The sequence below is a fragment of the Citrobacter sp. RHBSTW-00859 genome (assembly GCF_013729795.1).
GTDB classification, from domain to species: Bacteria; Pseudomonadota; Gammaproteobacteria; order Enterobacterales; family Enterobacteriaceae; genus Citrobacter; species Citrobacter braakii.
In genome coordinates this window covers 2,622,510-2,648,575 of the sequence record NZ_CP056284.1, presented here as the reverse complement: position 1 = coordinate 2,648,575, position 26,066 = coordinate 2,622,510, and the positions used below count along the sequence as shown (strand labels likewise).

At 52.3% G+C, this 26,066-nt stretch carries 22 protein-coding genes; 10 read left to right on the top strand and 12 right to left on the bottom strand.

The annotated features are described in order from the left end of the window. Nucleotides 1–12: 12 nt before the first annotated feature. The 3 genes from add to malX form a co-directional block, all read right to left on the bottom strand. Nucleotides 13–1,014, bottom strand: a complete 1,002-nt coding sequence (gene add / locus HV302_RS13220; protein ID WP_181625938.1) for an adenosine deaminase — start codon at nt 1,012–1,014, stop codon at nt 13–15. 100 nt (nt 1,015–1,114) lie between these two features. Next, nucleotides 1,115–2,287: a MalY/PatB family protein gene (locus tag HV302_RS13215; RefSeq protein WP_181625937.1), complete on the bottom strand. Its 1,173-nt coding sequence runs from the start codon at nt 2,285–2,287 to the stop codon at nt 1,115–1,117. Nucleotides 2,288–2,297: 10 nt separating this feature from the next. Further along, entirely contained in the window at nt 2,298–3,890 is a 1,593-nt protein-coding gene (gene malX, locus HV302_RS13210) for a maltose/glucose-specific PTS transporter subunit IIBC (RefSeq protein ID WP_016153013.1), read from the bottom strand. Between the two features lie 169 nt (nt 3,891–4,059). Between malX and HV302_RS13205 the strand changes: the two genes are divergently transcribed. Continuing rightward, the gene (locus HV302_RS13205) at nt 4,060–5,088 is read left to right on the top strand and encodes a Mal regulon transcriptional regulator MalI (RefSeq protein ID WP_016153014.1); all 1,029 of its coding nucleotides are present in this window, start codon (nt 4,060–4,062) and stop codon (nt 5,086–5,088) included. 45 nt (nt 5,089–5,133) lie between these two features. On the opposite strand, the gene HV302_RS13200 is transcribed toward HV302_RS13205, so the two are convergent. Beyond that, nucleotides 5,134–6,642 (bottom strand): YdgA family protein, encoded by a 1,509-nt coding sequence (locus HV302_RS13200; RefSeq protein WP_181625936.1) that lies wholly within the window; start codon nt 6,640–6,642, stop codon nt 5,134–5,136. A gap of 106 nt (nt 6,643–6,748) precedes the next feature. Further along, complete coding sequence (gene manA / locus HV302_RS13195; RefSeq protein WP_181625935.1) at nt 6,749–7,924, bottom strand: mannose-6-phosphate isomerase; 1,176 nt, start codon at nt 7,922–7,924, stop codon at nt 6,749–6,751. A gap of 262 nt (nt 7,925–8,186) precedes the next feature. Here manA and fumB point away from each other — a divergent pair, with 262 nt between their 5' ends. Both fumB and fumC read left to right on the top strand, forming a co-directional pair. Continuing rightward, entirely contained in the window at nt 8,187–9,833 is a 1,647-nt protein-coding gene (fumB, locus tag HV302_RS13190; protein WP_095715956.1) for a class I fumarate hydratase, read from the top strand. 142 nt (nt 9,834–9,975) lie between these two features. Then, nucleotides 9,976–11,379, top strand: coding sequence for a class II fumarate hydratase (gene fumC / locus HV302_RS13185; protein ID WP_016153018.1), 1,404 nt, complete (start codon nt 9,976–9,978; stop codon nt 11,377–11,379). On the opposite strand, the gene tus is transcribed toward fumC, so the two are convergent. Continuing rightward, the gene (gene tus / locus HV302_RS13180; RefSeq protein WP_131405896.1) at nt 11,376–12,305 is read right to left on the bottom strand and encodes a DNA replication terminus site-binding protein; all 930 of its coding nucleotides are present in this window, start codon (nt 12,303–12,305) and stop codon (nt 11,376–11,378) included. The two genes, fumC and tus, sit on opposite strands and share 4 nt — an antisense overlap. Before the next feature lie 73 nt (nt 12,306–12,378). Further along, nucleotides 12,379–13,680: a two-component system sensor histidine kinase RstB gene (gene rstB / locus HV302_RS13175; RefSeq protein ID WP_181625934.1), complete on the bottom strand. Its 1,302-nt coding sequence runs from the start codon at nt 13,678–13,680 to the stop codon at nt 12,379–12,381. 65 nt (nt 13,681–13,745) lie between these two features. On the opposite strand from rstB, the gene HV302_RS13170 reads away from it, so the two are divergent. Then, nucleotides 13,746–14,090 (top strand): DUF1294 domain-containing protein, encoded by a 345-nt coding sequence (locus tag HV302_RS13170; RefSeq protein ID WP_181625933.1) that lies wholly within the window; start codon nt 13,746–13,748, stop codon nt 14,088–14,090. A gap of 22 nt (nt 14,091–14,112) precedes the next feature. Here HV302_RS13170 and HV302_RS13165 read toward each other — a convergent pair whose 3' ends face one another. After that, nucleotides 14,113–14,904: an MBL fold metallo-hydrolase gene (locus HV302_RS13165; protein WP_181625932.1), complete on the bottom strand. Its 792-nt coding sequence runs from the start codon at nt 14,902–14,904 to the stop codon at nt 14,113–14,115. 192 nt (nt 14,905–15,096) lie between these two features. Here HV302_RS13165 and HV302_RS13160 point away from each other — a divergent pair, with 192 nt between their 5' ends. Both HV302_RS13160 and HV302_RS13155 read left to right on the top strand, forming a co-directional pair. Next, nucleotides 15,097–15,936 (top strand): aminoglycoside phosphotransferase family protein, encoded by an 840-nt coding sequence (locus HV302_RS13160; RefSeq protein WP_181625931.1) that lies wholly within the window; start codon nt 15,097–15,099, stop codon nt 15,934–15,936. A gap of 120 nt (nt 15,937–16,056) precedes the next feature. Then, a complete protein-coding gene (locus HV302_RS13155; RefSeq protein ID WP_181625930.1) occupies nt 16,057–17,085 on the top strand; it encodes a HoxN/HupN/NixA family nickel/cobalt transporter in 1,029 nt (342 codons plus the stop codon). A gap of 148 nt (nt 17,086–17,233) precedes the next feature. Here the strand turns inward: HV302_RS13155 and rstA are convergent, their stop codons facing one another. Further along, nucleotides 17,234–17,977, bottom strand: a complete 744-nt coding sequence (gene rstA / locus HV302_RS13150) for a two-component system response regulator RstA (protein ID WP_181625929.1) — start codon at nt 17,975–17,977, stop codon at nt 17,234–17,236. A gap of 117 nt (nt 17,978–18,094) precedes the next feature. Here rstA and HV302_RS13145 point away from each other — a divergent pair, with 117 nt between their 5' ends. After that, nucleotides 18,095–18,430: a GlpM family protein gene (locus HV302_RS13145; RefSeq protein ID WP_016153026.1), complete on the top strand. Its 336-nt coding sequence runs from the start codon at nt 18,095–18,097 to the stop codon at nt 18,428–18,430. Here HV302_RS13145 and folM read toward each other — a convergent pair. From folM to ydgH, 3 genes are all read right to left on the bottom strand, one after another. Further along, on the bottom strand, nt 18,427–19,149 hold the full coding sequence (gene folM, locus HV302_RS13140) for a dihydromonapterin reductase (RefSeq protein ID WP_101700678.1): 723 nt from the start codon (nt 19,147–19,149) through the stop codon (nt 18,427–18,429). The two genes, HV302_RS13145 and folM, sit on opposite strands and share 4 nt — an antisense overlap. Before the next feature lie 36 nt (nt 19,150–19,185). Then, nucleotides 19,186–20,568 (bottom strand): amino acid permease, encoded by a 1,383-nt coding sequence (locus tag HV302_RS13135; RefSeq protein ID WP_016153028.1) that lies wholly within the window; start codon nt 20,566–20,568, stop codon nt 19,186–19,188. A 244-nt stretch (nt 20,569–20,812) separates the two neighbouring features. Then, entirely contained in the window at nt 20,813–21,757 is a 945-nt protein-coding gene (ydgH, locus tag HV302_RS13130; protein ID WP_016156455.1) for a DUF1471 family protein YdgH, read from the bottom strand. A 525-nt stretch (nt 21,758–22,282) separates the two neighbouring features. Between ydgH and pntA the strand changes: the two genes are divergently transcribed. From pntA to tnpA, 3 genes are all read left to right on the top strand, one after another. After that, nucleotides 22,283–23,812 carry a Re/Si-specific NAD(P)(+) transhydrogenase subunit alpha gene (pntA, locus tag HV302_RS13125; protein WP_029139532.1) on the top strand — a complete coding sequence of 510 codons (1,530 nt, stop codon included), beginning with the start codon at nt 22,283–22,285 and terminating at the stop codon, nt 23,810–23,812. Nucleotides 23,813–23,822: 10 nt separating this feature from the next. Then, nucleotides 23,823–25,211, top strand: coding sequence for a Re/Si-specific NAD(P)(+) transhydrogenase subunit beta (gene pntB, locus HV302_RS13120; protein WP_016153031.1), 1,389 nt, complete (start codon nt 23,823–23,825; stop codon nt 25,209–25,211). A gap of 187 nt (nt 25,212–25,398) precedes the next feature. Continuing rightward, nucleotides 25,399–25,857, top strand: coding sequence for an IS200/IS605 family transposase (tnpA, locus tag HV302_RS13115; RefSeq protein WP_181625928.1), 459 nt, complete (start codon nt 25,399–25,401; stop codon nt 25,855–25,857). Nucleotides 25,858–26,066: the final 209 nt, after the last annotated feature.

Here is a 26,066-nt window from a genome sequence, read left to right as displayed (position 1 = left end):
GCACTTTAACCGTCACGCTGCGGCGACTTTCTCGCGCAGGGCACGTTTTTCTTCGTTACTCAGAAATGCCATTTCCAGGCCGTTGATTTGCGCCTGACGGATCTGTTCGCGCGTGAGTCCTGCTGCTGGCGCGGCAATGGTGTACTCGTGAATAATATCCACACCCTGTACCGCCGGATCGTCCGTATTCAAGCTGGCTACAACGCCATGCTCAAGGAATGTTTTCAGCGGGTGGGTTGCCAGAGAGGCGACGGTGCTGGTCTGAATGTTCGATGTCAGGCAGGATTCGATGCCGATACGGTGTTCGGCGAGGTAATCCATCAACGCACGGTCTTCAACGGCTTTAACGCCGTGACCAATACGTTCTGCGCCCAGCTCTTTAATGGCCTGCCAGATACTTTCTGGGCCCGCGGCTTCGCCCGCATGTACGGTAATACGCCAGCCGGCGTCGCGCGCCTGATTGAAATGCGACAGGAACAGACTGCCCGGGAAACCCAGTTCGTCACCCGCCAGATCCAGCGCCGTAATATGGTCACGGTGGTCTAACAGCGCATCCAGTTCCTGCAGGCAGGCGGCCTCGCCGAAGGTACGGCTCATAATGCCAATTAAGCGAGCTTCGACGCCAAAGGTCTTGCAGCCCTCGCGTACGCCGGCAATGACGGCTTCAACCACGCCCGCAACCGGGAGCTGATGCGCCATCGCCATATAGCCGGGTGAAAAACGTAATTCTACATAGTGCAGACCGTTACGTGCTGCATCCTCAATATTCTCAAATGCCACGCGGCGACACGCATCCAGAGAGGCCAGTACCTTCACGCCCCAGTCGAGCTTGGATAAAAAGCTCACTAAATCCGGCTCAGTTGATGTGACTTGCACATGAGGGAGCAGCGTTTCCAGCGTTTGTGCCGGAAGCGTTAAATTGAACTGACGACCCAGATCCAGGATCGTTTGGGCACGGATGTTACCATCAAGGTGGCGATGGACGTCGGTCAGGGGGAGGGAAGTATCAATCATGGTCGCACTCGTGTATTTAGGTAAAGTGCGTCGTATTATATGAAAAAATCGGGATAAAAAGCTATGTTGCGCAATGAATAATTTCATTGCGCAAGCTTAATTAGCGTACAGAACGGATGGCGTTAATCAGCCCCTGAACGCCTTTTTCAAGCTTGGATCTTGGGCATCCGGCATTGAGGCGTACAAAACCGCGACCTTCTTCTCCGTAGGTGTATCCCGGCATGATAGCCACTTTCTGCTGGTGGATGAGAACATCCTGCAAGGCATGGTCATCAATATTGAGCGGACGCAGGTCAATCCATGCCAGATAGGTGGATTGCGGAATCTGCCAGTTGAGTTCGGGGAATGCGGCATTAAGCTCACACGCAACGTAATGCAGATTGCTGGCAAGATAATCGCGCAGCGCATCAAGCCAGCTTGCACCCTGTTGATAAGCGGCAATATGTGCGCTATGCGCCAGCACCGCAGGCGAGGAAAGACCATCGCGGCCTTTTAACGCGCTGAGGTAATCGTTGCGGCTTTGAGCATCTTCAATGAGTCCGTAAGCCCCGGTTAGTGCCGGAATATTAAAACTCTTTGAGCCGGAAGTGAGCAGTGCCCAACTGCCACGCGCGACGTTACTCCACGGGATGTGCGGCCGGTCTGACCATACCATATCCATATGAATCTCATCAGAGATAACTTTTACACCATGGCGCTGACACAGTTCCGCCATGGTTTCCAGCTCGTCGCGCGTCCACACTTTGCCCGTTGGGTTTTGTGGGCTGCAAAGCAGAAGAATTTTGCTTTCAGGTCGAGACAGGGCTTTCTCCAGCGCAACCATGTCGCAAAACCAGCCGTCGGCGCGTTTTTCCAGTCCGACTGCGCGTACCTGTCGCTGATTACCTTCAATCGCTTTGTAAAACGCATCGTACGCCGGAGTATGGATAACCACCGCATCGCCCACGGATGACCACTGGCGGATCAACTCCGACACCATATAGATGACCGAGGGGCCATATACCAGCGACTGAGGATCTATTTGAGTGTTATGCCGCGAAAGAAACCAGTGGCTTATCGCCGCCAGAAACTCATCGTTTTTCCAGCGGCTGTAACCCAGCACGCCATGTGACAGGCGCTGAGTCAGCGCCTCCAGAATGCAAGGTGCGGTGGCAAAATCCATATCGGAGATGGTGAATGGCAGCAGGTCGGCTGAACCAAAACGGTCGGCAACGTAATCCCACTGAGTACACCAGGTACCGTGCCTGTCCACAACCTTTGAAAAATCAAACATATTGTTGTCCTTAAGCCTGTACGGTGTTCATCAGAACCGCGATCTCGTCTTTCACTGACTGGACCTGCGGACCGATAACGACCTGAAGGTTATGCTGATTGAGTTGTACTACGCCAATGGCACGATTGTCCTTCAGAGCCTGTACGTTAACAAGCGACATATCTTTCACTGACAAGCGCAGACGGGTGATGCAATTATCCAGGCTGACAATGTTTTCTGCGCCGCCCAGCGCCGCCAGAATGGCAGGGACGTTGTAACCTGATTTACCCGGCGCTCCGGCCATTACTTTTTCGATATTGCTGGCAATTTCGACTTCACGGCCCGGCGTCTTCAAATTGAAACGCGTGATGGCGAAGCGGAAGATCACGTAGTACACCGCAAACCAGATAGCCGCGACAACAGGGACCAGGTACCACTTGGTGGACAATCCGTGCAGGATGCCGAACACCACGAAGTCAATCAGGTTACCGTCAGTGTTACCGATAGTGACGCCAAGCACTGCCATCACGGTGAAGCCAAGACCGGTTAGCAGGGCGTGGATTACATACAGAACCGGAGCGACGAACAGGAATAAGAACTCGAGTGGTTCAGTTGTACCGCCGATGACACAGGCAATCAGACCAGAAATTAATAACCCTTTAATTTTATGACGATTTTCAGGACGTGCGCAGTGGTACATGGCTAATGCTGCACCCGGTAAACCGCCGAGGAACGCCGGCATTTTACCCTGGGACAGGAAGCGTGTTGCGCTTTCAGAGAAACCTTGCGTTGTCGGGCAGCTCAGTTGAGCCTGGAAAATAGTCAGTGCGCCGCTCACGCTATGGCCGCAGACTTCCTGTGTGCCGCCAGCTTCGGTGAAGCGAATGAGTGCCACCAGAATATGGTGCAGGCCAAAAGGCAGCAACAGACGCTCACCGGTTCCAAACAGCATAGGACCAAATTCCCCCGCGCTATTGATGATGTGACCGAGTCCGGTAATGCCCATGGCGAAAACTGGCCAAATCAGGGGAATGACCAGCCCGACCAATCCCATCACCACCGAGGAGATGATAGGCACAAAACGCGTACCACCGAAAAACGCCAGCGCATCCGGCAGACGAATGTTGTGGAAGCGTTCATGCAGCATCCAGACAATGATCCCGGCAATAACGGCACCGAGGATCCCGGTGTCGATCGACTGGATCCCCAGAATGTTTTGCACGTTGTTGGCTTTCAGGATCGCCGCATCTGTGGTGGGTAAGATACCTTTGGCGGTTAACCAGAAATTGACGGCGAGGTTCATGACCGCATAACCGACAAAACCGGCGAACGCCGCAACGCCTTTGTTCTCGCGCGCCAGGCCCAGAGGAATGGCAATACAGAACATGACTGGCAGGAAGCTAAACGCAAAAGAGCCAACTTTACTCATCCAGGTAAAGATGGCCTGAAGCACCGGATTCCCCAACGCCGGGATCAGCGTTAAGACATCATGGCTGCTCAACGAGCTGCCGATCCCCAACATGATCCCGCAAAATGAAAGCAGCGCTACAGGCAGCATAAAGGTTTTGCCCAACTGCTGGAAAAATTCCCATAACGTTATTTTTGGTGTGGTTCTCGCCGTCATCAAACGACTCCTTGTAAAGGCTAGCTGACTAATGATGGCGAGAAGATAAAACGTTTTACCTAATTTTAGTGCGGTATAAATCACATTATCGAACGATAATAGGGGGTATAAATATAAGTGATTGATAAAACGTTTTATCCGTCACGTTATCGGGGAGTTTTCTGTTTTTATGGCTATAGCCAAAAAAATAACCATCCATGATGTTGCGCTGGCTGCGGGGGTTTCGGTCAGCACCGTCTCATTGGTGCTCAGTGGAAAAGGGCGAATTTCATCAGCGACTGGGGAGCGGGTGAATGCTGCTATTGAGCAACTGGGGTTTGTGCGTAACCGCCAGGCATCAGCGCTGCGCGGCGGGCAGAGCGGAGTAGTTGGTTTGATTGTACGCGATCTTTCAACGCCGTTTTACGCCGAGCTGACGGCGGGTCTGACGGAAGCGTTAGAAGCGCAGGGGCGCATGGTCTTCTTACTGCACGGCGGTAAAGATGGGGAGCAGCTGGCGCAGCGTTTCGCGATGTTACTCAACCAAGGGGTAGATGGCGTGGTCATTGCCGGGGCCGCTGGCAGCAGTGATGCACTGCAACAGTTGGCCGCTGATAAAGGGATCCCGGTGGTATTTGCATCACGCGCCAGCTACATGGATGACGCAGACACCGTCAGGCCCGATAACATGCAGGCTGCACAGTTACTGGTTGAACATCTTATCCGCCACGGACACCAGCGTATTGCCTGGCTGGGCGGGCAGAGTTCTTCATTGACTCGCGCAGAGCGCGTCGGCGGTTATTGTGCAACCTTACTAAAATATGGTTTACCGTTTCATAGCGACTGGGTGCTGGAGTGTTCATCCAGCCAGAAGCAGGCCGCAGAAGAGGTAACGGCGCTGTTACGCCGCAATCCCACGATCAGCGCGGTGGTGTGCTACAACGAAATAATCGCCATAGGCGCCTGGTTTGGCTTGATGAGAGCAGGACGTCAGAGTGGCGAAATTGGTGTCGATCGCTATTTCGAACAGCAAATATCGTTGGCCGGATTCGCTGATGTGGCGGAAAACGCGTTGGACGATATCCCGATTACCTGGGCCTGTTCGCCCGCGCGTGAAATGGGATACACCCTTGCTGAACGTATGCTACAACGCATTGCCCACGATGAAGGTCATTCACGCAATCTGACGCTTTCCGCTCGTCTGGTGGCTGCGAAATAAAAAAGCCCGATAAACACTGTTATCGGGCCTGTCACTGACGAGTGATTATTGTTGCGGGATGGCAGGGGCATCCGGCTGTGTAAGAGAAGGCATACCGAACATACCAACAAACTCATCCAGCGGCATTTTTTGTCCGTTCAGCGTCACCTGGCCGTTTGCGTATTGCAGGCTGGTACCGATAACGTTGTCCTGCAAAGTCGTAATGCGGAACATCTGCCCCATCGCCGCCAGGCCATTAACCTGTTGCTTCGCCAGACCAGCCGCTTCTTCCTGCTGATATCCTTCCAGTTTGGCAATTTGCGTCATGAACTCAGTCGCCATATCGACAGGGATGGTCAGTTTCGCATCCAGCGATTTGACGGAACGATCCACTTCCTGGGCCAGCGTTTGCGGCTCCACCGTGTTTGCGGTCGGATCTTTTAGCAGCAGTGACAGATTAAATGTGGTTTCACCTTTTGCATTCTTCCAGCTCAGTGGAGCAATGGTGACAACCGGTTCGCCTTTCATCAGAATCGGTAGCGCATTAAAGAAGGCTTCGGTGACTTTCTGCTGATAAAGCTCAGGATTTTGCACCACATCAATCTGCGCCATCAGCGCTTTGGTTTGGGCGCTGTACTGCTGGCTGAACTGGTGCAGTGCTTCACCGTCAATCTGGCCAACTTTCAACGTCAGCTTACCGCTCCCCATATCCTGGCCCTGCAATTTAAGGCTGTTCAGGGTGTAATCCAACTGGCTGTTGACGGTTTTGCCATCGTTAATCAGATCGGATTTGCCATCGATACCCATGCCTTCCAGCACCGCCAGCTCTTTGCCCTCGACTGAAATCGACAGTTTTTCGAGGGACAATTTCTGAGCGCCGATGCGCTCACCAAAGCTTGCGATACTGCTGGATCCTTCAGTTTTCAGGTTATTGAAAGTAACTTGTACTTTCTGATCATACTCATTGACGGCATTAACCAGGCCACTTTGCGCCTCGCCAGTCAGCGACACCGCATTACCATCCTTATCAGCCGTAAACTGGAACTCCCCGCCGCTAAAGGCCACTTTTTCGTCGCCTTTCTCGTAGTTCAGCGGTTTGAGGGAGAGATCGGAACGGGTATCCCCACTGTAGCCAATACGGGAATTAATGATGAATGGCGTCTCACCTTTGGCAATATCAAACAGCGGTTTCGTCACGTCGTTATTGACCAGCGTCGTTTTCACGGAGGCCATTGCCGGAACAAGATTCAGTGATTTCAGCTGAGCCAGCGGGAAAGGACCGTGATCAACGGTTTCATTCAGGACGATGCTTTGTCCCGGTTTCAGCCAGGAATCTGCCTGCCCGGCGACAGGTTTCACCACCAACTGCAGTTGGCTATTGAACACGCCGCGCTGGTAGTTTTGATAACTCAGTTCAATGCCCGCCTCCGGGGAGTAGCGTTTTAACTGATCGTTTGCCTGCGTCACCATCTCGGCGAGATGCGTTTCGAGTTTCTTTCCTGTGTACCAGGCGCCGCCCGTCCAGACGATACCCAGTGCAACCACCACACCCGCAGCTACCAGCGATTTTTTCATTTTGATATCCATAAAATAAAACCAGGCGTTTGAAGACGCCTGGAGGAGTGACATGTCTTTAACTCGCTACAGCTTAGCAAGAGTTGTTAAAAATATCAGTATCTTGCTACAGCTTGTTATAAACCCGAGCTAAACGGCCCGTGCCGCTGACGTTTACCGGCGATTCATTCGCGCTAATAAAGGCCGACTCACCCGGCTGCAGCACCAGACGCTGCTCGCCCTTGCTCAGCACGGCTTCACCTTCGATGCAGAACAAAATGGCCGCACTTTGCTGGTTGATATCTGCGCCATTGGCGGTCAGTTCATGCAAGGAGAACGCGAAATCGTCGACCGGAATGGGGAAGTCCAGTTCGCTGTCAGTCTTAACTGGCGTGGTCAGCAGTTGATTGGCTGGCTTGGCGACAAACTTAACGTTGGCGACCAGCTCCGGGATATCAATGTATTTTGGCGTCAGTCCGGCGCGCAGCACGTTGTCCGAGTTAGCCATTACCTCCAGCGCCACACCTTGCAGGTAGGCGTGTGGGGTTTCGGCAAATAAGAACATCGCTTCGCCAGGATTGAGCTTCACCACATTGAGCAGCAGCGGGGAGAAGAGCCCGCTGTCATTCGGATAGAAATCGGCGATCAGGCGAATGGTTTGCCACGGTTCACCCTGCTGGCTGTTCAGCGCCGATTTCAGGATCGCCAGCGCATGGGATTTCTCCTCATCCTGCATATTCAGCAAGCTGGCGAAAAGATAGCTCAGACGTTCCGCACTCGGTTCCTGCAGGAAATGCGCAACAGCCGGATGCGCGGCGGACACCGGTTGTAACAATGCGACAATGTCAGAGAACTCGCGGAATGCGTTCATCGCCAGGAACGGTGTCAAAGCAAAAACCAGTTCCGGTTTGTGGTTAGGATCTTTGTAATTGCGCTCGGCGGCATCCATCGGGATCCCCGCCGCGTTTTCTTTGGCAAATCCGATTTCAGAGTTGTGCTTGTTAGGATGAACCTGAATCGAAAGAGGTTGCGCGGCGCACAGCACTTTAAACAGGAAAGGCAGTTCACCAAAGCGTTTCGCAACAGCATCGCCTAACAGTGCGGATTTATCGTGTTCGATGACATCACGCAGAGCGACCGTCTGGCCGTTAGCGTCCAGAACCTGCGAACTGCTTTTCGGATGCGCGCCCATCCACAGCTCAGCCATCGGTTGCTGAGTGGGGTTGGCAATCCCATAAAGTTCCGTTAACGCAGTTTTACTTCCCCAGGCGTAGTTCTGCACTGAGTTGATGAGTTTTTGCATTCTCAAGCCCTGTTTCAATGTGGAATTTTCTACGGCTATTAAACCAAGAAACCCTGAGCGAAGTAACCTGCACATGTAAAAAGTCGTACTTGTCTCAGTTTTTGTTAAAAAATTGTGTAGGATATGGTGACTCGCTTTTAATACCCTGAGTAATTCCGGTTGCAGAAAGCCTTTCCTTCTACAACCCGACCTGCGGCAGGGAAGCAGGGCAATGGAACATCTGCCCAGAGAATAACCAGACCGAGCAGTAAGTGAGAGCACAATGTCAAACAAACCCTTTCATTATCAGCATCCTTTCCCCCTCAAAAAGGATGATACCGAATACTATCTGCTGACCAGTGACCATGTCTCCGTTGCCGAATTTGAAGGGCAGGAGATTGTTAAAGTCGCGCCGCAAGCCTTAACGCTGCTGGCTCGTCAGGCCTTCCATGATGCATCGTTTATGCTGCGTCCTGCGCATCAGCAGCAGGTGGCCGACATTCTGTGTGACCCGGAGGCCAGCGAAAACGACAAATATGTGGCCCTGCAATTCCTGCGGAATTCTGATATTGCGGCAAAAGGTATTTTGCCGACCTGTCAGGACACCGGCACCGCGATTATCGTGGGTAAAAAAGGTCAGCGCGTCTGGACCGGCGGCGGGGATGAAGCTGCGCTGGCGCGCGGTGTGTATAACACCTACATCGAAGACAACCTGCGCTATTCACAAAACGCCGCGCTGGATATGTATAAAGAGGTGAACACCGGTACCAACCTGCCGGCACAGATAGATTTGTATACCGTCGATGGCGATGAATACAAATTCCTGTGTATTGCCAAAGGCGGTGGTTCGGCGAACAAAACCTATCTGTACCAGGAGACCAAAGCGCTGCTCACGCCGGGCAAATTAAAAAATTACCTGGTTGAGAAGATGCGAACGCTGGGAACAGCGGCTTGCCCGCCGTATCACATTGCGTTTGTGATCGGTGGAACGTCAGCGGAAGCCACGCTGAAAACGGTGAAACTGGCGTCGGCTAAATATTACGATGAGCTGCCGACTGAAGGTAACGAACATGGTCAGGCATTCCGCGATGTGGAGCTGGAAAAAGAGTTGCTGATTGAGGCACAGAATTTGGGGCTGGGCGCGCAGTTCGGCGGGAAGTATTTCGCTCATGATATCCGCGTGATCCGCCTGCCGCGTCACGGTGCGTCGTGTCCGGTTGGTATGGGCGTTTCTTGCTCAGCCGATCGAAATATCAAAGCTAAGATCAACCGTGAAGGTATCTGGATCGAAAAACTGGAGCATAATCCAGGCAAATATATACCAGAAGAGTTGCGCCAGGCGGGAGAAGGCGAAGCGGTACGCGTTGACCTCAATCGTCCGATGAAAGAGATCCTAGCTCAGCTGTCGCAATACCCGGTCTCTACACGTCTGTCGCTTAACGGCACCATTATTGTTGGCCGTGATATTGCGCATGCGAAACTGAAAGAACGGCTGGATAACGGCGAAAGTTTGCCGCAGTATGTTAAAGATCATCCGATCTATTACGCTGGCCCGGCAAAAACGCCGGAAGGCTATGCCTCTGGTTCGCTTGGACCAACCACGGCAGGGCGTATGGATTCGTATGTTGACCAGCTTCAGTCCGCAGGTGGCAGTATGATCATGCTGGCGAAAGGCAACCGCAGCCAGCAGGTGACCGATGCCTGTCATAAGCATGGCGGCTTCTACTTAGGCAGTATCGGCGGCCCGGCAGCGGTGCTGGCCCAGGGCAGTATCAAGAGTCTGGAGTGTGTGGAATACCCTGAACTGGGGATGGAAGCCATCTGGAAAATTGAAGTGGAAGATTTCCCGGCGTTTATCCTGGTGGATGACAAAGGCAACGATTTCTTCAAGCAGATTCAGACGTCGCAGTGCGCACGCTGCGTTAAGTAACGTCAGCCGCCCTTCGGGGCGGTTTTTTTTTACCGCACGAACCACCAAACGACAGATTAATCCTCGTTAATACTCATAAGACCAATGCAAATGGGCAATGTCGAAACATAACCTAATCAATTGTTAATGTAAGGAGCAGGTAATGGTAACGGTACGCCGCGAGAATGATTCAATGGGGGCGATTGATGTTCCAGCCGATAAGCTTTGGGGCGCGCAAACCCAACGTTCGCTGGAGCATTTTCGTATCTCTACGGAGAAAATGCCGGTCTCGCTGATCCATGCGCTGGCGCTGACGAAACGCGCCGCAGCAAAGGTTAACCAGGATCTCGGGCTACTGGCGGAGGATAAAGCCAGGGCTATTATGCAGGCCGCAGATGAGGTGTTGGCGGATAAACACCGCGATGAGTTTCCGCTGGCCATCTGGCAAACCGGGTCAGGAACACAAAGCAATATGAACATGAACGAGGTGCTGGCAAACCGGGCCAGCGAGTTGCTGGGCGGCGTGCGGGGGATGGAACGGAAAGTTCACCCCAACGATGATGTAAATAAAAGCCAAAGCTCGAATGATGTGTTCCCGACCGCAATGCACGTTGCCGCGCTGCTGGCGCTGCGTAACTCACTGATCCCGCAGTTAAATGTGTTAACTAAAACGCTCAGTGATAAATCACACGCTTTCGCGGATATCGTCAAAATTGGTCGTACACACCTGCAAGATGCAACCCCGCTTACGCTCGGCCAGGAGATTTCCGGCTGGGTGGCAATGCTTGAACATAACCTCAGACACATTGAAAACAGCTTACCCCACGTGGCGGAACTGGCGCTGGGAGGAACCGCGGTAGGGACCGGACTGAACACGCATCCGGAATATGCCCGTCGGGTCGCGGATGAATTGCGGGACATTACCTGTGCGCCGTTCGTTACCGCACCGAATAAATTTGAAGCGCTAGCTACCTGCGATGCACTGGTTCACGCCCACGGCGCGCTAAAAGGGTTGGCGGCATCGCTGATGAAAATCGCCAACGATGTGCGCTGGCTGGCATCCGGTCCGCGTTGCGGGATTGGCGAAATTTCGATTCCAGAAAATGAACCGGGCAGCTCCATTATGCCGGGTAAGGTCAATCCTACCCAGTGTGAAGCGCTCACCATGCTTTGCTGTCAGGTAATGGGCAACGATGTCGCCATCAACATGGGCGGAGCGTCAGGTAATTTTGAGCTCAACGTTTACCGTCCGATGGTCATCCACAATTTCCTGCAGTCGGTGCGTCTGCTGGCTGACGGTATGGAAAGCTTTAACGAGCACTGCGCGACAGGAATCGAGCCTAATCGTGAACGAATCGATCAACTGCTCAACGAGTCGCTAATGCTGGTGACCGCGCTCAATACCCATATCGGTTATGATAAAGCCGCTGAAATTGCCAAAAAGGCGCACAAAGAGGGGCTGACGTTAAAAGCCTCCGCCCTGGCGCTGGGGTATCTAACCGAAGCGGAGTTTGACAGCTGGGTACGCCCGGAACTGATGGTTGGCAGTATGCGGCCAGGCAGTTAATCCGCAACGTACAGGTGCAGCCGGGGAATAATCAATCTCAACGGCTGCGCCTGAGGTTTAAAACGATGCTGAACATTGTCGGCATCATAATTCAGTAACTCGCCGATATCTGGTACGGTCATGCCGTTTTCATTGTTGAGCAACGCGATCAAGGGCGTCGGGCAGGCATATTGCACCTGCTTTTGTTCTCCTTTGTACCAGACGCGGGCGATGGGCTGCACTTTTACTGGCCGTTTAATCTTCAGGCGCGCCTGCTGGCCCAGGGCGGCGACATCCTGATATTCCCGTTCAAGCTTCGCCTGCCACTCTTCCCGCGTCCAGGGATGTACGCTGCGCGGCGACGTCAGGCTTTTTTCCAGTTGTTGTAGTACTTCATCGCGTTTCAGATTTTTAATAATGTGTTTGTTGGCCCAGCCAAATCGCAGGGTGGCAGGCTCTCTGACAAGGGTGAGCGTACGATAGGCATTCAGCGTAATCAGTCCCGGCAGGTGGCGATGCACCCATTCAAAACGCGCTGCCGGTGCCAGCCCTGATTCCACCGTGACAATGCGCTCGAAGGTGGTTTTTAGCTGGTTAATACGCTGTATTTGCTCTTCCAGAGCGCGCTGAGCTGCGTTATCTACCTGATAACACAGTACGCCTGGCAGGCGGACGGCCGCTTTGCTGCTACGATTCTCGGACTGTTGCTGGATAAACAGATGACGATAGTGGCGTAGCGCCAGCGTTTCAGCCTCTTTACCTAAATGCTGCTTAACATCAATGTTCTGCAGTGGAGCATGCTCTGCCTCTTTGACCACTTCCGGTAACGAGAAGACGCGCGCAATCAGCAGCGTCTGCTGCAACAGATTGTCGTTCAGAAGCGCCAGTTCTTGCTCCATCTGGCGGAAGGTGCCGTTCAGGCGGTCGACGAGATCGTAACGGGCCATAGATTTACCATTTTAGTTACAACATACTTTTTTATAGCACAACCTCCACCATTTGACCACCGAGCCGAATGGGTCAGGCAGCTGAAATTTCAGGAATGTTATGCCAGACGGGCCAACTGAAACAAAAGCGGGCGCCGCCGAGTTCACTTTCATCACAGACGACCGTACCGCCCATAGCCAATGCGATCGAGTGAACAATGGCTAGCCCAAGCCCGCAACCACCGGTCGCCCGGTCACGGCTGGGGTCAAGGCGTACAAACGGTTCAAAAACCTGTTCGCGCGCATCTGGAGCAATTCCGGGACCGTCATCTTCCACAACCAGCGTCGCCTGATTGCCATTCAATAACAGGCTCGCTTGCACCGTAGACTGGCAATAGCGCAGGGCGTTATTCAGTAGATTATCCAGTACGCGCTCCATCAGGCGCATATCCAGCGCGCCGTAGTCGCCAATATTAAGATGGCGTAAGCGCACCGCACGCTCAGGATTTACGCTTTGCACATCCTCCAGATGGGTTGTCAGCCAAACGGCCAGGTCTGGTACGCTGAGCTTCAGTTCATTTTGCGGGCGGTCCAGCCGGGCATAGGTCAGTAATTCTTCGATTAACCCTTCCAGTTGACCAATATCGCGATTCAGCGCCTGGGATTCCTGCGCGGTGAGGTTATCACTCATTTCCAGCCGGTAACGTAAGCGTACCAGTGGGGTACGAAGCTCATGGGCAATGCCATCGATAAGTTGTTTCTTACTGGCGATTAGCGCATTGATATTGTCTGCCATCTGGTTAAACGCGATACCCAATCGCTCAAAGCTGGAACCGCTGTCAAAATGGAGGCGTTCGCCCAGATGTCCTTCCCCAAAACGCTGTGCAGCAGCTTCCAGTCGCAGCATTTCCTGCCAGTGCGGACGCATCCAGATAAGTACCGGAAAGGCCAGCGAGATAGCAATAAACGCCATCAACGCGATGTCCAGCAAGCGCATTTGATGAAGAAAATAGAGATAGGGAAGCGGGCCGACGGCCAGCACGTAATGGCTGCGTGGGATCCGTTGAATAAATGTGTACTGATCGTCAAGCGCCACGATATCGCCTTCGCGCAAACGTTGCATTGTTTGAATGTCCAGCGTGTACTTATTTAACGGTTCAACGCGCAGGTCAAAGGAGAGGTTCAAATCCATCTCCTTCAGCGTTTTACCCCAGTCACGTGGCGGGATCTCGCGAAGCTCGCTGCGCATCAGGTATAACGAGCTTTTCATTAAATCGTCGAGCGATTGTCTGCCTGCGCGCTCTGCGGTGAATTTATAGACCAAGCCGACCAGCAGGGTCATCACCAGAAAGCAGACAAACAGCAGGAGATAAAACTGTACAAACAGCTTCTTCATAAAAAATCACCGAATACATAATATAATGCTCACCGATACTCTCAAAATTGCTGTGATATAAAAATATGAATTTCAATCGCTGTTGTTATTTACTACTCATTTTCACGGCGTTAGGCTGCATTTTCACCTCGCATCCCTTTGTTATATGGTTATTGCTCGCCAACATACTGACGTTGGCAATGTACGGTGCGGATAAAATGGCAGCGCGCAGGGCCTGGCGCCGAGTGCCGGAGTCCACTTTGCTGCTGTTTGGCGTTGTTGGCGGGTGGGGTGGCGCGATAGCCGCCCAACAACTCTTTCGCCATAAAACACAAAAACAGCCATTCAAAACCTACTTCATTATCAGTGTGATAGTGAATGTGTCTGTCATCGGAGCGGCCTATTATTTCTATCCCATTTCATCCTGGTGAACGTCAGTGACAGGCAGCCTGCTTACTTGAGACAGGAAACGTACTTTTCACCTGAGCGCTGCACGATGTCATCGGCATTTTTCGTTATGTCTTTCCCTTCAAACGCGCCATAGAGTTGCTTAAATTTCACCGTACTCAGGCGGTGGGTAATGTCGCTGACCGTTGCGGCTGGCAATGGCAACATATTGGGGTAGCTCCACATAAAGGAGACGGCATGCGCCCCAGGGGTGACCTGAACGATATCGCCGGAAAGCACCACGCCTTCATCTCGCGCCCAGTGCAGAATGCAGCCGCCAGCAAAGTGTCCGCCGAGGCGTATCACACTGACGTCGCGTGTCAGTTCCAGGGTGTCGCCATCCCAAAATTTAATCCACGGGCTGTCGCGCATTACCCACTTGCGGTCGTTGGCATGGAGATAAATGGGAGCGTTAAATTCGTCAGCCCAGTCTTGCATGGTGGTGTAGTAATGAGGATGCGAAATCGCGATGGCCTTAAGCCCGCCCAGGGACGTTATTAGCATTTTTGTGGCGTCGTCGAGCGTGGCAATGCAGTCCCATAAAATATTGCCTTCCGGAGTACGCAGAATAAACGCCCGTTGATCAATTGCAAAACCAGGAACGGTGCGGATGCTGAGGAGGGCGCTGTCATGCTGCCGCCACTTATTTGTGTACGAAGCACAAAGTGCGGCAAAATCGACCCATTCCTGCCCGGTCGCGGGAACATACTGACGTTCGTCCTGGCAGATATCGCAATGTTCAGGAAGGGCGTCTGCCACCTCATAGGATGTTCCACAGGCTTTGCATAACGTGATCATCGTGTCTTCCTCTATTGAAAAAACACAGTCAGCATGGCACACCGATACGCAAGGGTGTGCCCTTTAGTGCTCTACACGATAAGCCAGGAATGGTGGGCGTGGGTCGTTGTGGCCCAACCAGCAGAAAGCAGGAATAATGTCTACACCGTCCCTGTCGAGGGTCATTTCCGGCGAAAAAAATGAGGATAATGTTTGGAAAATAGTCTGTTCAACACCTGGCTCAGCCGTTGGGGACTTACTCCTGATGGCCAACCGCTTGAGACGCACACATCACAGCTTTTGCCCGTGGTGACCAAAGATGGTCAGAAAGCCATACTCAAACTCACCGACGATGACAGTGAACGAAACGGCTGCGAACTAATGGTCTGGTGGAACGGGAATGGTGCTGCGAAAGTGCTTGCTCATGCAGCAGGGGCGATTCTGTTAGAACGTGCAACAGGGGCGGGGTCTTTAGCGGACATGTCCTGGTCTGGCAATGATGCGCAGGCCTGTCGCATTATTTGCCATGCAGCCAGTCGACTCCATCTCCCCCGGAATGCGTCAACGCCTGCGTTAACACCGCTGCTTTATTGGTTTCGCTGTCTGGCTCCTGCCGCGAAAAAGCATGGCGGCATCCTGACGCATTGTGCAGAGGTGGCAAACGTATTGCTCTCCTCTCCCCAGAATGAAGTCGTATTGCACGGTGACTTACACCACGGCAATATTATTGATTTCGGAACGAAAGGATGGCTGGCTATCGATCCTAAAGGGCTGGTGGGCGAGCGTGGCTTTGATTACGCCAATATTTTTACTAATCCCGATCTTGCCGACCCCACCAAACCTGTCGCCATTGAGCCAGAAATATTCACACAACGGGTAAATATTGTGTCTGAAATCGCGAAGATTGAACGGCAGCGTTTGCTGATGTGGATTATTGCCTGGTGTGGGTTGTCGTCTGCCTGGCTTCTGCAAGAAGGAGACTGCGCCACGATACCCCTGCGCATCGCAGAGTTAGCGAGCGCGGAACTCGCTTTTGGGGGTAATCAATTTTGATCTACGACACTGGGCTGGTAATTCTTTAGAGTTATCATTAGCCTGGTAAATGTTTTATTAATCAATCAGTGAACGGCGGTGTAGTGTGTTTTTTAGCGCAAATTTGACAGGCTGTGAGCAATGAACGCATTGTTTTTATTATTAAAAAAACGCCCGAACATTATTTTGTTGATGGTCTTACTCATCGGGGCAAACATCGTGGCGTGGCTGTGGGCTTTCACCGCGTTTAGCAACAACACGTCGTTACTGGCGCTTAGTCTGATCGCATGGTGCTATGGTTTGCGCCATGCTGTTGATGCCGATCATATCGCCGCGATTGATAGCGCTACGCGTAAACTTGTGCAGCAGAAAAAACGCGCCCTGACGACGGGAGCCTGGTTTTCCCTTGGGCATTCTACCATTGTGGTACTGGCAAGCATTGGCATTGCGTTGACCACCAGTGTGTTTAAGCAACACATGGCATGGTTTCAGAATGTCGGCGGTCTGATAGGTACCACGGTCTCTGCCGTATTTCTGCTGATTCTGGCTACCATTAATCTCGTTATTTTCTGTCATGTCTGGAAGGCTTTTCGTCATCTAAAACGCACCGGTACTTACGATGGCACCACAGAGGAAATGACAGTTTCAGGCCCGCTGAACTGGCTTTTCCGCTCGGCGTTTCGGCTGGTAGGCAAAGACTGGCATATGTATTTTGTCGGCTTTTTGTTTGGCCTGGGTTTTGATACCGCTACTGAAATTTCTCTGCTCGGAATTTCTGCTTCAAGCGCGTCCAGTGGCATGTCGGTGTGGTCAATTCTCGTGTTCCCGGCGCTGTTTACCTGCGGCATGGCGCTGATTGACTGCCTGGACAGTATCCTGATGGTTGAGGCCTATGGATGGGCATTCAATAAGCCGCAGCGTAAGCTCTATTACAATATGACCATCACCGGGACCTCGGTAATTGTTGCGCTATTTATTGGCGGGCTGGAGGCGCTGGGGCTTCTCTCTGACGCATTTTCGCTTCAGGGGGGGTTGTGGGATACCGTCAGCGAGTTGAGTGACCATATGGGGAATGTCGGGTTTGCGATTATTGGCGTCTTTATCGGCTGCTGGATTATTTCTGCAATAAATTACCGTTGGAAAAAATACGACGGGCTGACGTTTAGTTGACACAAAAGAAAGCCTTCCGTGAAAGGGAAGGCTTGGATCTTACTTGAGGGCTGACTAATTCGCGGTGACGATACACGCCATCTTCATCACCCAAATCTGGGTGATATTATAAGTGACGGTGTAACGTATAATGGTCGGCCCGTAGGGATTACATTTGAGGTTCATCGTCCCAGGCGTGCGGTGCGAACAGATAACCTTTGTTGCGCACCGTTTTGATTCGATAGGGTTCAGTCGCGTTATCGAGCAGTTTTTTGCGTAACCGGGAAATTGCGACATCAACGCTGCGATCCATGCCGTCATAACTTACGCCGCGCAGGTTCTTCAGCAGCGCATCGCGGTCCATAATTTGCCCGGCATGGGTTGCCAGCTCCCACAGTAATTCAAAATCTGCGGTGGAAAGAGAGACTTGCTCGCCGCCGAGCAGCAAGGAACGATTGGTTGGGTCGATAGTGAGTGTGCCAAAGCGCAGCGTTGTGTGCGGCGTGATGGTTGCCGCCTGAATGCCTTTAGACTGGACTGAATGTTCATTCTGGCGCAGATGCAGACGCAGGCGAGCAAGCAGTACTGCTGGCGGCGTTGTCTTCAGAATATAGTCACAGGCACCCATTTCCAGCGCCAGAATATGGTTCATATCGCTGTCCAGCGAGGTGAGCAGGACAATTGGACCCTGCCAGCGTCCACGCAAATCGCGGCAGATAGTCATCCCATCTTTGCCCGGCAGCATGATATCTAATAACACCAAATCGGGTTGAACTTGCAGGATTTTCTCCTCGGCCAAATCACCTCGAGGCTCAACGATAACCTCAATATCATGCCGGGCCAGATAGGCCGCAATCAGCGAGCCAACTTCGGGATCATCTTCAACAAATACGATGGTGTTCATATCATTCATTTTGAATATAAAACGCCAACATACACCGCCCCGGTTTTTCCTTCCATTAATCTTTTCTAAACAAGAACGCTTCCGTTATGCTAGAGGCTGATGTTATTGATGTGTTAAGGCAGGGTGATGGGACTCGTTATAAAAGCGGCGCTCGGTGCGTTGGTGGTGGTGTTAATTGGTGTGCTGGCGAAAACAAAGAACTACTATATTGCCGGATTAATTCCGTTGTTCCCGACCTTTGCGTTGATTGCCCACTATATCGTGGCCAGTGAACGTGGGATCGAAGCGTTGCGTACAACCATTGTCTTCAGCATGTGGTCGATTATTCCCTATTTTGTCTACCTCGTTTCGCTGTGGTATTTCACCGGATTTATGCGCTTACCCGTTGCGCTCGGCGGTTCAGTGGTGTGCTGGGGCCTGAGCGCATGGTTGCTTATTTTTTGTTGGATTAAACTGCACTAACGCAGATGACGCCCGCCATCAAGGGCAAAACTACGCCCGGTGACAAAACAGCTGGTCAACAGATAGTCAATTAAATCAATGACCTCTTTTTCACCCGGCGCTGTTTTCATCAGTGATTTGTTCAATGCCTGCTGACGATACTCTGCATCGTCACCCTCGTTAAACAGGATTAGCGAGGGGGCGATGGCGTTCACTTTTACTTCCGGTGCCAGTTTGCGCGCGAACGAGCGGGTCATGTTGTCCAGCGCCGCTTTGCTGGCTGCATAAGCAATGTGCTTATCGCTGCCACGCTCCACAACATAATCCGTAAAATGGATAATATCGCTGGCCGCGTGTCCATGCCCGCGCAGCAATCCTTCCAGCGCGTGGTTGAGCAGGTAGGGGGTATTGACGTGAATCTGCATCATGGCCGACAGCACTTTGGTTAACGGCGCACCGGGCTTTTCTGCAAGCCAGGCACTGGCATTATGCACAATACCGCGCAGGCCATCCGTCTGTGCTTTGACCTCATCCGCAAAGGCCAGTACGCCTTCATCGGTGGAAAAATCAGCCTGGATACACAGCGCCCCCGCATCTCGCAGGCCATCAATAGCCGGATAATGCGTGCGGTAGCTAACGATAACTGGCTGTTTTTGATTAATAAAGTGCCATGCGACGGCGAGGCCGATACGTCGACCTCCTCCGGTGATAAGAATTGGCAAAGGGGGTTTTTTACCCATCGTAATCTCCATGTGTCGCGAACGATGGGGACAATGTTACCCCATCAACATCCAGGTCGCCGGAACAGCAGCAACAAGCAGCAGGCCGATCAGCGCCATTTCCTGGCGTTTTAATACGTTTTCATGCGCGTGTGTTTTACGGGCATAAAGGAAGACCAGCAGCCCTGGCGCATACAGCACCACAGACAGCAGCAGGTGCATCGGACCTGACGCATACAATAACCATATGCCATAAATACTCGCTCCGATACCGACAGCCTTATGAATTGGACGAGTGGCAATTTTCAGCAGAAATGCGCCGACCAGTAAATAGGGCACCAGAATCATTTCTGAGGCGATGGTTAATAACGTATTGTAGTCGGAACCTGTGAGCCAGATCAGCACCAGGCAAATCTGTACGCAGATATTGGTCAGCCACAGCGACGCCGATGGCGCGCCTTGCGCGTTCTGCCGCGCAAAAATGCGTGGAAACGCTTTGTGCGTGGAGGCGAGGAACGGCACTTCCGCCGCCATAATCGTCCAGCTTAAATAAGCACCGCACACGGAGACAATCAGACCTGCGGCAATAATAATTTCACCCCATGGCCCCATCATTTTCACCATCAGACCGGCCATTGACGGGTTGCGGATCTCCGCCAGTTCGGGACGCGCGACAACGCCCAGAGACAGCAGGGTGACAAGCAGATAAACGCCCAGCGCGGCGAGTACCGCCAGCAGCGTAGCGCGTCCGACATCGCGTTTGTTTCTGGCACGGGCTGAAACCACCACCGCGCCTTCCACACCGATGAAAACCCACAGGGTGATGAGCATGGTGTTTTTTACCTGCTCCCAGACGGGAACGCCCAACGCTACGCCGGTAAAATCGAGGGTAAAGGTGTCGAGCTTAAACAGCATAAACGCCAGCACGATAAACAGACCAAGCGGCAGTAATTTCGCCAGCGTCGCCACCAGGTTAATACTGGCTGCCGTTTGCACACCACGGAGCACCAGAAAATGGACCACCCACAACAGCACCGATGCGCCAACAATCGACTGCCAGGTATTACCATCGCCAAACAGACGTAACTCCGGCGTGTCGGTAAAGAAGCTGAGCGCAGAGAAAACAATCACCAGATACGAAACGTTAGCGATAACAGCACACAGCCAGTATCCCCACGCGGAGCAAAAGCCAATCAGCTCACCGAAACCTTCACGTGCATAGGTAAATATGCCGCCATCCAGTTCAGGACGGATACGCGTCAGAATCAGCATGGCAAAGGCAAGCAAAAGGATACCCGCACCGGTAATCGCCCAACCAATCAGTAATGCAGCCGGGCTTGCTACCGCCGCCATATTTTGTGGCAGGCTGAAAACACCAGCGCCGAGCATTGAGCTTAAAACCAGCGCGGTGAGTGCGCTCAGACCCAATTTCTTTTCCATTTGTATCCAGTGACAAAAACGAGAGTGAGAGAATAATTATTTTGGCAAACCGCATAAAAATGGTGAAAGCCACTAAGGCGCGGGATTTTACGGAGAGAAGAGAACGCATGCAATGGGGATAGAGAGATTTGTGACTAATAGTGTGAAAAGTAGTCTTAATACTGCTGTTTTTGTTTCGCCCGAGGGGAGGATGGCGGGAAATTATCAGGTCTACAAGGCTGTAGACCTGATAAGGTACTGAGTATTACTTATACAGGTCAGCGCTGATGGTCATGTTATTACCACGTTCAGACCACTGGCGGGTGATGTGATAATACTTAGCGCCTTTCTTCGCTGCGCGTTTGGCAACCTGGTAAGAGATTTCAGTCATGTTGCCATAGTTACCGGTGAACTTGATGCTGTCGAACGGCACCATCATAGCGGCGGTTGCTTTGTTCAGTTCTTCAACTTTGGTTCCATCCGGTAGCGTGACAGTGTAACGCCCACCTTTGGTGGATTGCGTTTCGAAGAAACGACCGACTTCAGCGCTCGGAGACGCGGTAGTCGCAACGCCTGGGATCTCAACTTTCTTCGCGGCTTCGCCACCGGCGGCTAATGCGGCACGTCCGGCATCTGAATCTGCTGGGATCGCATCAGGGCTTTGTACTACGCGTTTTTTCGCATCAGCTTTATAGATGAATGCGGTAATACGCTGGTTGCCGCCCTGGTTGGCATCGACCTGGCGCACGATGTAGAAGGAGTAAGCGCCTTTCTCTTTCGCTGCTTTGGTGATGGCATCGTTCACTTCAGGCTGGCTGCGGTAGAAGCCCTGCACCGTAACGGTATCGAATGGTTCTATCAGAACGGCCTGATCTTTCGGTAATTCCATCACGCCGTTAATGACACGGTTTTTGGACGCTTCCGCTTTTTCAGCATCGGCTTTATAGATGTCGGCTACAACGCGCCAGTTACCGCCGCTGCCAAAATCTGAGGTATCAACAACATAAAAGGAGGCTGCACCGTCTTTATCTGCACGGCGTGATACGGCGGTCACCGCGTCACCGATAGCATTAAAACGACCGGTAACCACAATGCGGTCATAGGGTTTCAGGGCAGCCGCTTGCTCCGGCGTCAATTCTGTCGCTGCATTTACAGAAAAAGCAGTCGCAGAAATAAGTGCGGACGCCAGGAGAGTGTTCTTAAGCTTCATAAAAATAATCCTTCGCCTTGCGCAAACCAGGTACTGGTATTGTTATTGACTAGAAACGTCGCTGATTATTGCATTTAAATTGTGTCAGTGTCTGCGTCAATTTTCACTCATCGTGCCACGTGACGTAACAACACAGATAACATTTTGTGATATGTCGAAAATTTCGGCGTTTGGCGACCAAAACTGATAAAGCAGTTGAATTTCATAAGTTAATTTAATGTTAATCAATTGTTTTTTGCAGGCACGTAATCATGTTTTGCCGCTTCGCTTGAGCGAATTATCGGCCTTTGTGGGCTATTTTTAGGGTATTTTATCTGCCAGCGATTCGATTCATCTCTATTTCGCGAATTTCATAATAAATACTGTTTTTTGGCGCTAGATCACAGGCGTCATTTTCAGTAGGTTATACAGAGTTTGTTACTGTTTTATTTTATTGGGGTAACACTGACCTCTTTCGAGAGTGCGCGCATGCCTCGTGCGAACATTGATAAACCATCATCACAAATACAGATGGAAGGGAACATTATGCGAATTGGCATACCAAGAGAACGGTTAACCAATGAAACCCGCGTCGCAGCTACGCCGAAGACGGTTGAGCAGCTGCTTAAGTTGGGTTTCAGCGTCGCGGTTGAAAGCGGTGCAGGTCAACTGGCAAGTTTTGACGATAAGGCGTTTGTACAAGCAGGCGCAGAAATTGTTGACGGAAATGCCGTCTGGCAGTCAGAGATCATCCTGAAGGTCAACGCGCCGGAAGAGGCGGAAATCCCGTTGCTCAACCCGGGCACGACGCTGGTGAGTTTTCTTTGGCCCGCGCAAAACCCTGAGTTATTGCAAAAGCTGGCAGAGCGCAACGTGACGGTTATGGCGATGGACTCCGTGCCGCGTATTTCGCGCGCGCAGTCGCTTGATGCCTTAAGCTCGATGGCGAATATCGCCGGGTATCGGGCCATTGTTGAAGCCGCTCATGAATTTGGCCGCTTCTTCACCGGCCAGATCACCGCCGCGGGCAAGGTTCCACCTGCCAAGGTCATGGTGATTGGTGCGGGTGTGGCTGGTCTGGCAGCTATCGGTGCGGCAAACAGCCTGGGCGCTATCGTTCGTGCTTTTGACACTCGTCCGGAAGTGAAAGAACAAGTTCAGAGTATGGGCGCTGAGTTCCTCGAACTGGACTTTAAAGAAGAGGCCGGCAGCGGCGACGGTTACGCCAAGGTGATGTCCGAAGCGTTCATCAAAGCTGAAATGGCGCTCTTCGCCGCACAGGCGAAAGACGTTGATATTATCGTTACCACCGCGTTGATTCCGGGCAAACCGGCACCGAAACTGATCACCCGTGAAATGGTCGATTCGATGAAGGCGGGCAGCGTGATTGTCGATCTCGCCGCGCAAAACGGCGGTAACTGCGAATATACCGTGCCCAACCAGGTGACCACCACCGAGAACGGGGTGAAGGTTATCGGTTATACCGATCTGCCAGGCCGACTGCCGACGCAGTCTTCCCAGCTTTATGGCACGAACCTCGTTAACCTGCTCAAGCTGTTGTGCAAAGAGAAAGACGGCAATATCACCGTCGATTTTGACGACGTAGTCGTACGTGGCGTTACGGTGGTTCGCGAGGGTGAAATCACCTGGCCTGCGCCGCCTATCCAGGTTTCTGCTCAGCCGCAGGCTGCGCCAAAAGCCGCGCCCGCGCCGAAAGAAGAGAAAAAACCGGCCTCACCGTGGCGCAAATATGCGTTGATGGCACTGGTCGTCATACTGTTTGGCTGGCTTGCTGATGTCGCGCCGAAAGAGTTCCTGGGGCACTTTACGGTGTTCGCGCTTTCCTGTGTAGTGGGTTACTACGTGGTCTGGAATGTATCGCACGCACTACACACTCCGCTGATGTCCGTGACAAACGCTATCTCCGGGATCATCGTTGTCGGGGCGTTATTGCAAATTGGCCAGGGTGGCTGGGTGAGTTTCCTGAGCTTTATCGCGGTGCTTATTGCCAGCATTAATATTTTCGGTGGCTTCACCGTGACTCAGCGCATGCTGAAAATGTTCCGGAAAAACTAAGGGGTAACATATGTCTGGAGGATTAGTTACAGCTGCATACATTGTTGCCGCGATCCTGTTTATTTTCAGCCTGGCGGGGCTTTCGAAACACGAAACCTCTCAACAGGGTAACAACTACGGTATCGCCGGGATGGCGATTGCGCTGATTGCCACGATTTTTGGCCCGGAGACCGGCAACGTTGCGTGGATCCTGGTGGCGATGATCATCGGCGGCGCGATTGGTATTCGTCTGGCGAAGAAAGTCGAGATGACCGAGATGCCGGAGCTGGTGGCGATTCTGCACAGCTTCGTCGGTCTGGCGGCGGTGCTGGTGGGTTTCAACAGCTACCTGTATCACGACACGGGCCTGGAACCGATTCTGGTGAACATTCACCTGACGGAAGTGTTCCTTGGTATCTTCATCGGTGCGGTGACCTTTACCGGTTCCGTGGTGGCGTTTGGCAAACTGCGCGGTAAGATCTCCTCTAAACCGCTGATGCTGCCGAATCGTCACAAAATGAACCTGGCGGCGCTGGTTGTTTCTTTCCTGCTGCTGGTGGTGTTTGTTCGTACCGAAAGCGTGGGTCTGCAGGTTCTGGCGCTGCTGGTGATGACCATTATTGCGTTAGCCTTTGGCTGGCATCTGGTGGCGTCCATCGGCGGTGCGGATATGCCGGTCGTCGTTTCAATGCTTAACTCCTATTCAGGATGGGCGGCGGCGGCGGCGGGCTTTATGCTCAGCAACGATCTGCTGATCGTCACCGGTGCGCTGGTCGGTTCTTCCGGTGCGATCCTGTCTTACATCATGTGTAAGGCGATGAACCGTTCGTTTATCAGCGTGATTGCCGGTGGCTTTGGTTCTGACGGTTCTTCTACGGGGTCTGATGAAGAAGTCGGTGAGCATCGTGAGATTAATGCGGAAGACACGGCAGAAATGCTGAAGAACTCGCACTCCGTGATAATCACCCCGGGCTATGGCATGGCCGTGGCACAGGCGCAATATCCGGTTGCTGAAATCACCGAGAAACTGCGCGCCCGCGGCATCAAGGTACGCTTTGGTATTCACCCGGTAGCAGGGCGCTTGCCAGGTCATATGAACGTGCTGCTGGCGGAAGCCAAAGTACCCTATGACATCGTGCTGGAAATGGATGAAATCAATGATGATTTCGCCGATACCGATACCGTGCTGGTGATTGGCGCCAACGATACGGTAAACCCGGCGGCGCAGGACGATCCGCGTAGCCCAATCGCCGGTATGCCGGTGCTGGAAGTATGGAAAGCGCAGAACGTTATCGTGTTCAAACGCTCTATGAACACCGGCTATGCTGGCGTGCAGAACCCGCTGTTCTTTAAAGAAAACACCCATATGCTGTTTGGCGATGCCAAAGCCAGCGTGGATGCGATCCTGAAAGCGCTGTAATCGTCAGCGCAAACCAAGACGGCCTCTGCGGAGGCCGTTTTTTTGTGCACAGAAAACCCCCAGCTAGGCTGGGGGTTCCGGAAAGCTTTCAGCTTTGGGCCAGTTATTAAAACCCCTTTTGATTTGTTAAAACACATTGCGGTCTGGCAACTGCAAATGTTTAACAAGAAATCAAAAGGGGGTCCCAATGGGGGACGAAAAGAGCTTAGCGCACACCCGATGGAACTGTAAATATCACATAGTTTTTGCGCCCAAATACCGGAGACAAGCATTCTACGGGGAGAAACGCAGGGCGATAGGCAGCATCTTAAGAAAGCTGTGTGAGTGGAAAAACGTGCGGATCCTGGAAGCGGAATGCTGTGCGGATCATATCCATATGCTTGTGGAAATCCCACCCAAAATGAGCGTATCCGGCTTTATGGGGTATCTGAAAGGGAAAAGCAGTCTGATGCTGTATGAACAGTTTGGGGATATGAAATTCAAGTACAGGAATAGAGAGTTCTGGTGCCGGGGATACTACGTAGATACGGTGGGTAAGAACACGGTGAAGATACAGGAATACATAAAGCACCAGCTTGCAGAAGATAAAATGGGTGAGGAGTTATCGATCGCTTATCCGGGTAGCCCGTTTACGGGCCGTAAGTAACGAAGTCTGATGCAAATGTCAGATCGTATGCGCCTGTTAGGGCGCGGCTGGTAACGGAGCCTTATAGGCGCATCCGAAAAACCTCCGGCTATGCCGGAGGATATTTATTAATACTCCGCTATTCATGATTACCACTCATAAACCCATACGGTTTTAACCGTCTAATCACCGTAAAACGCCGTGTATATACTGCTTCCTGACTTTTTAGA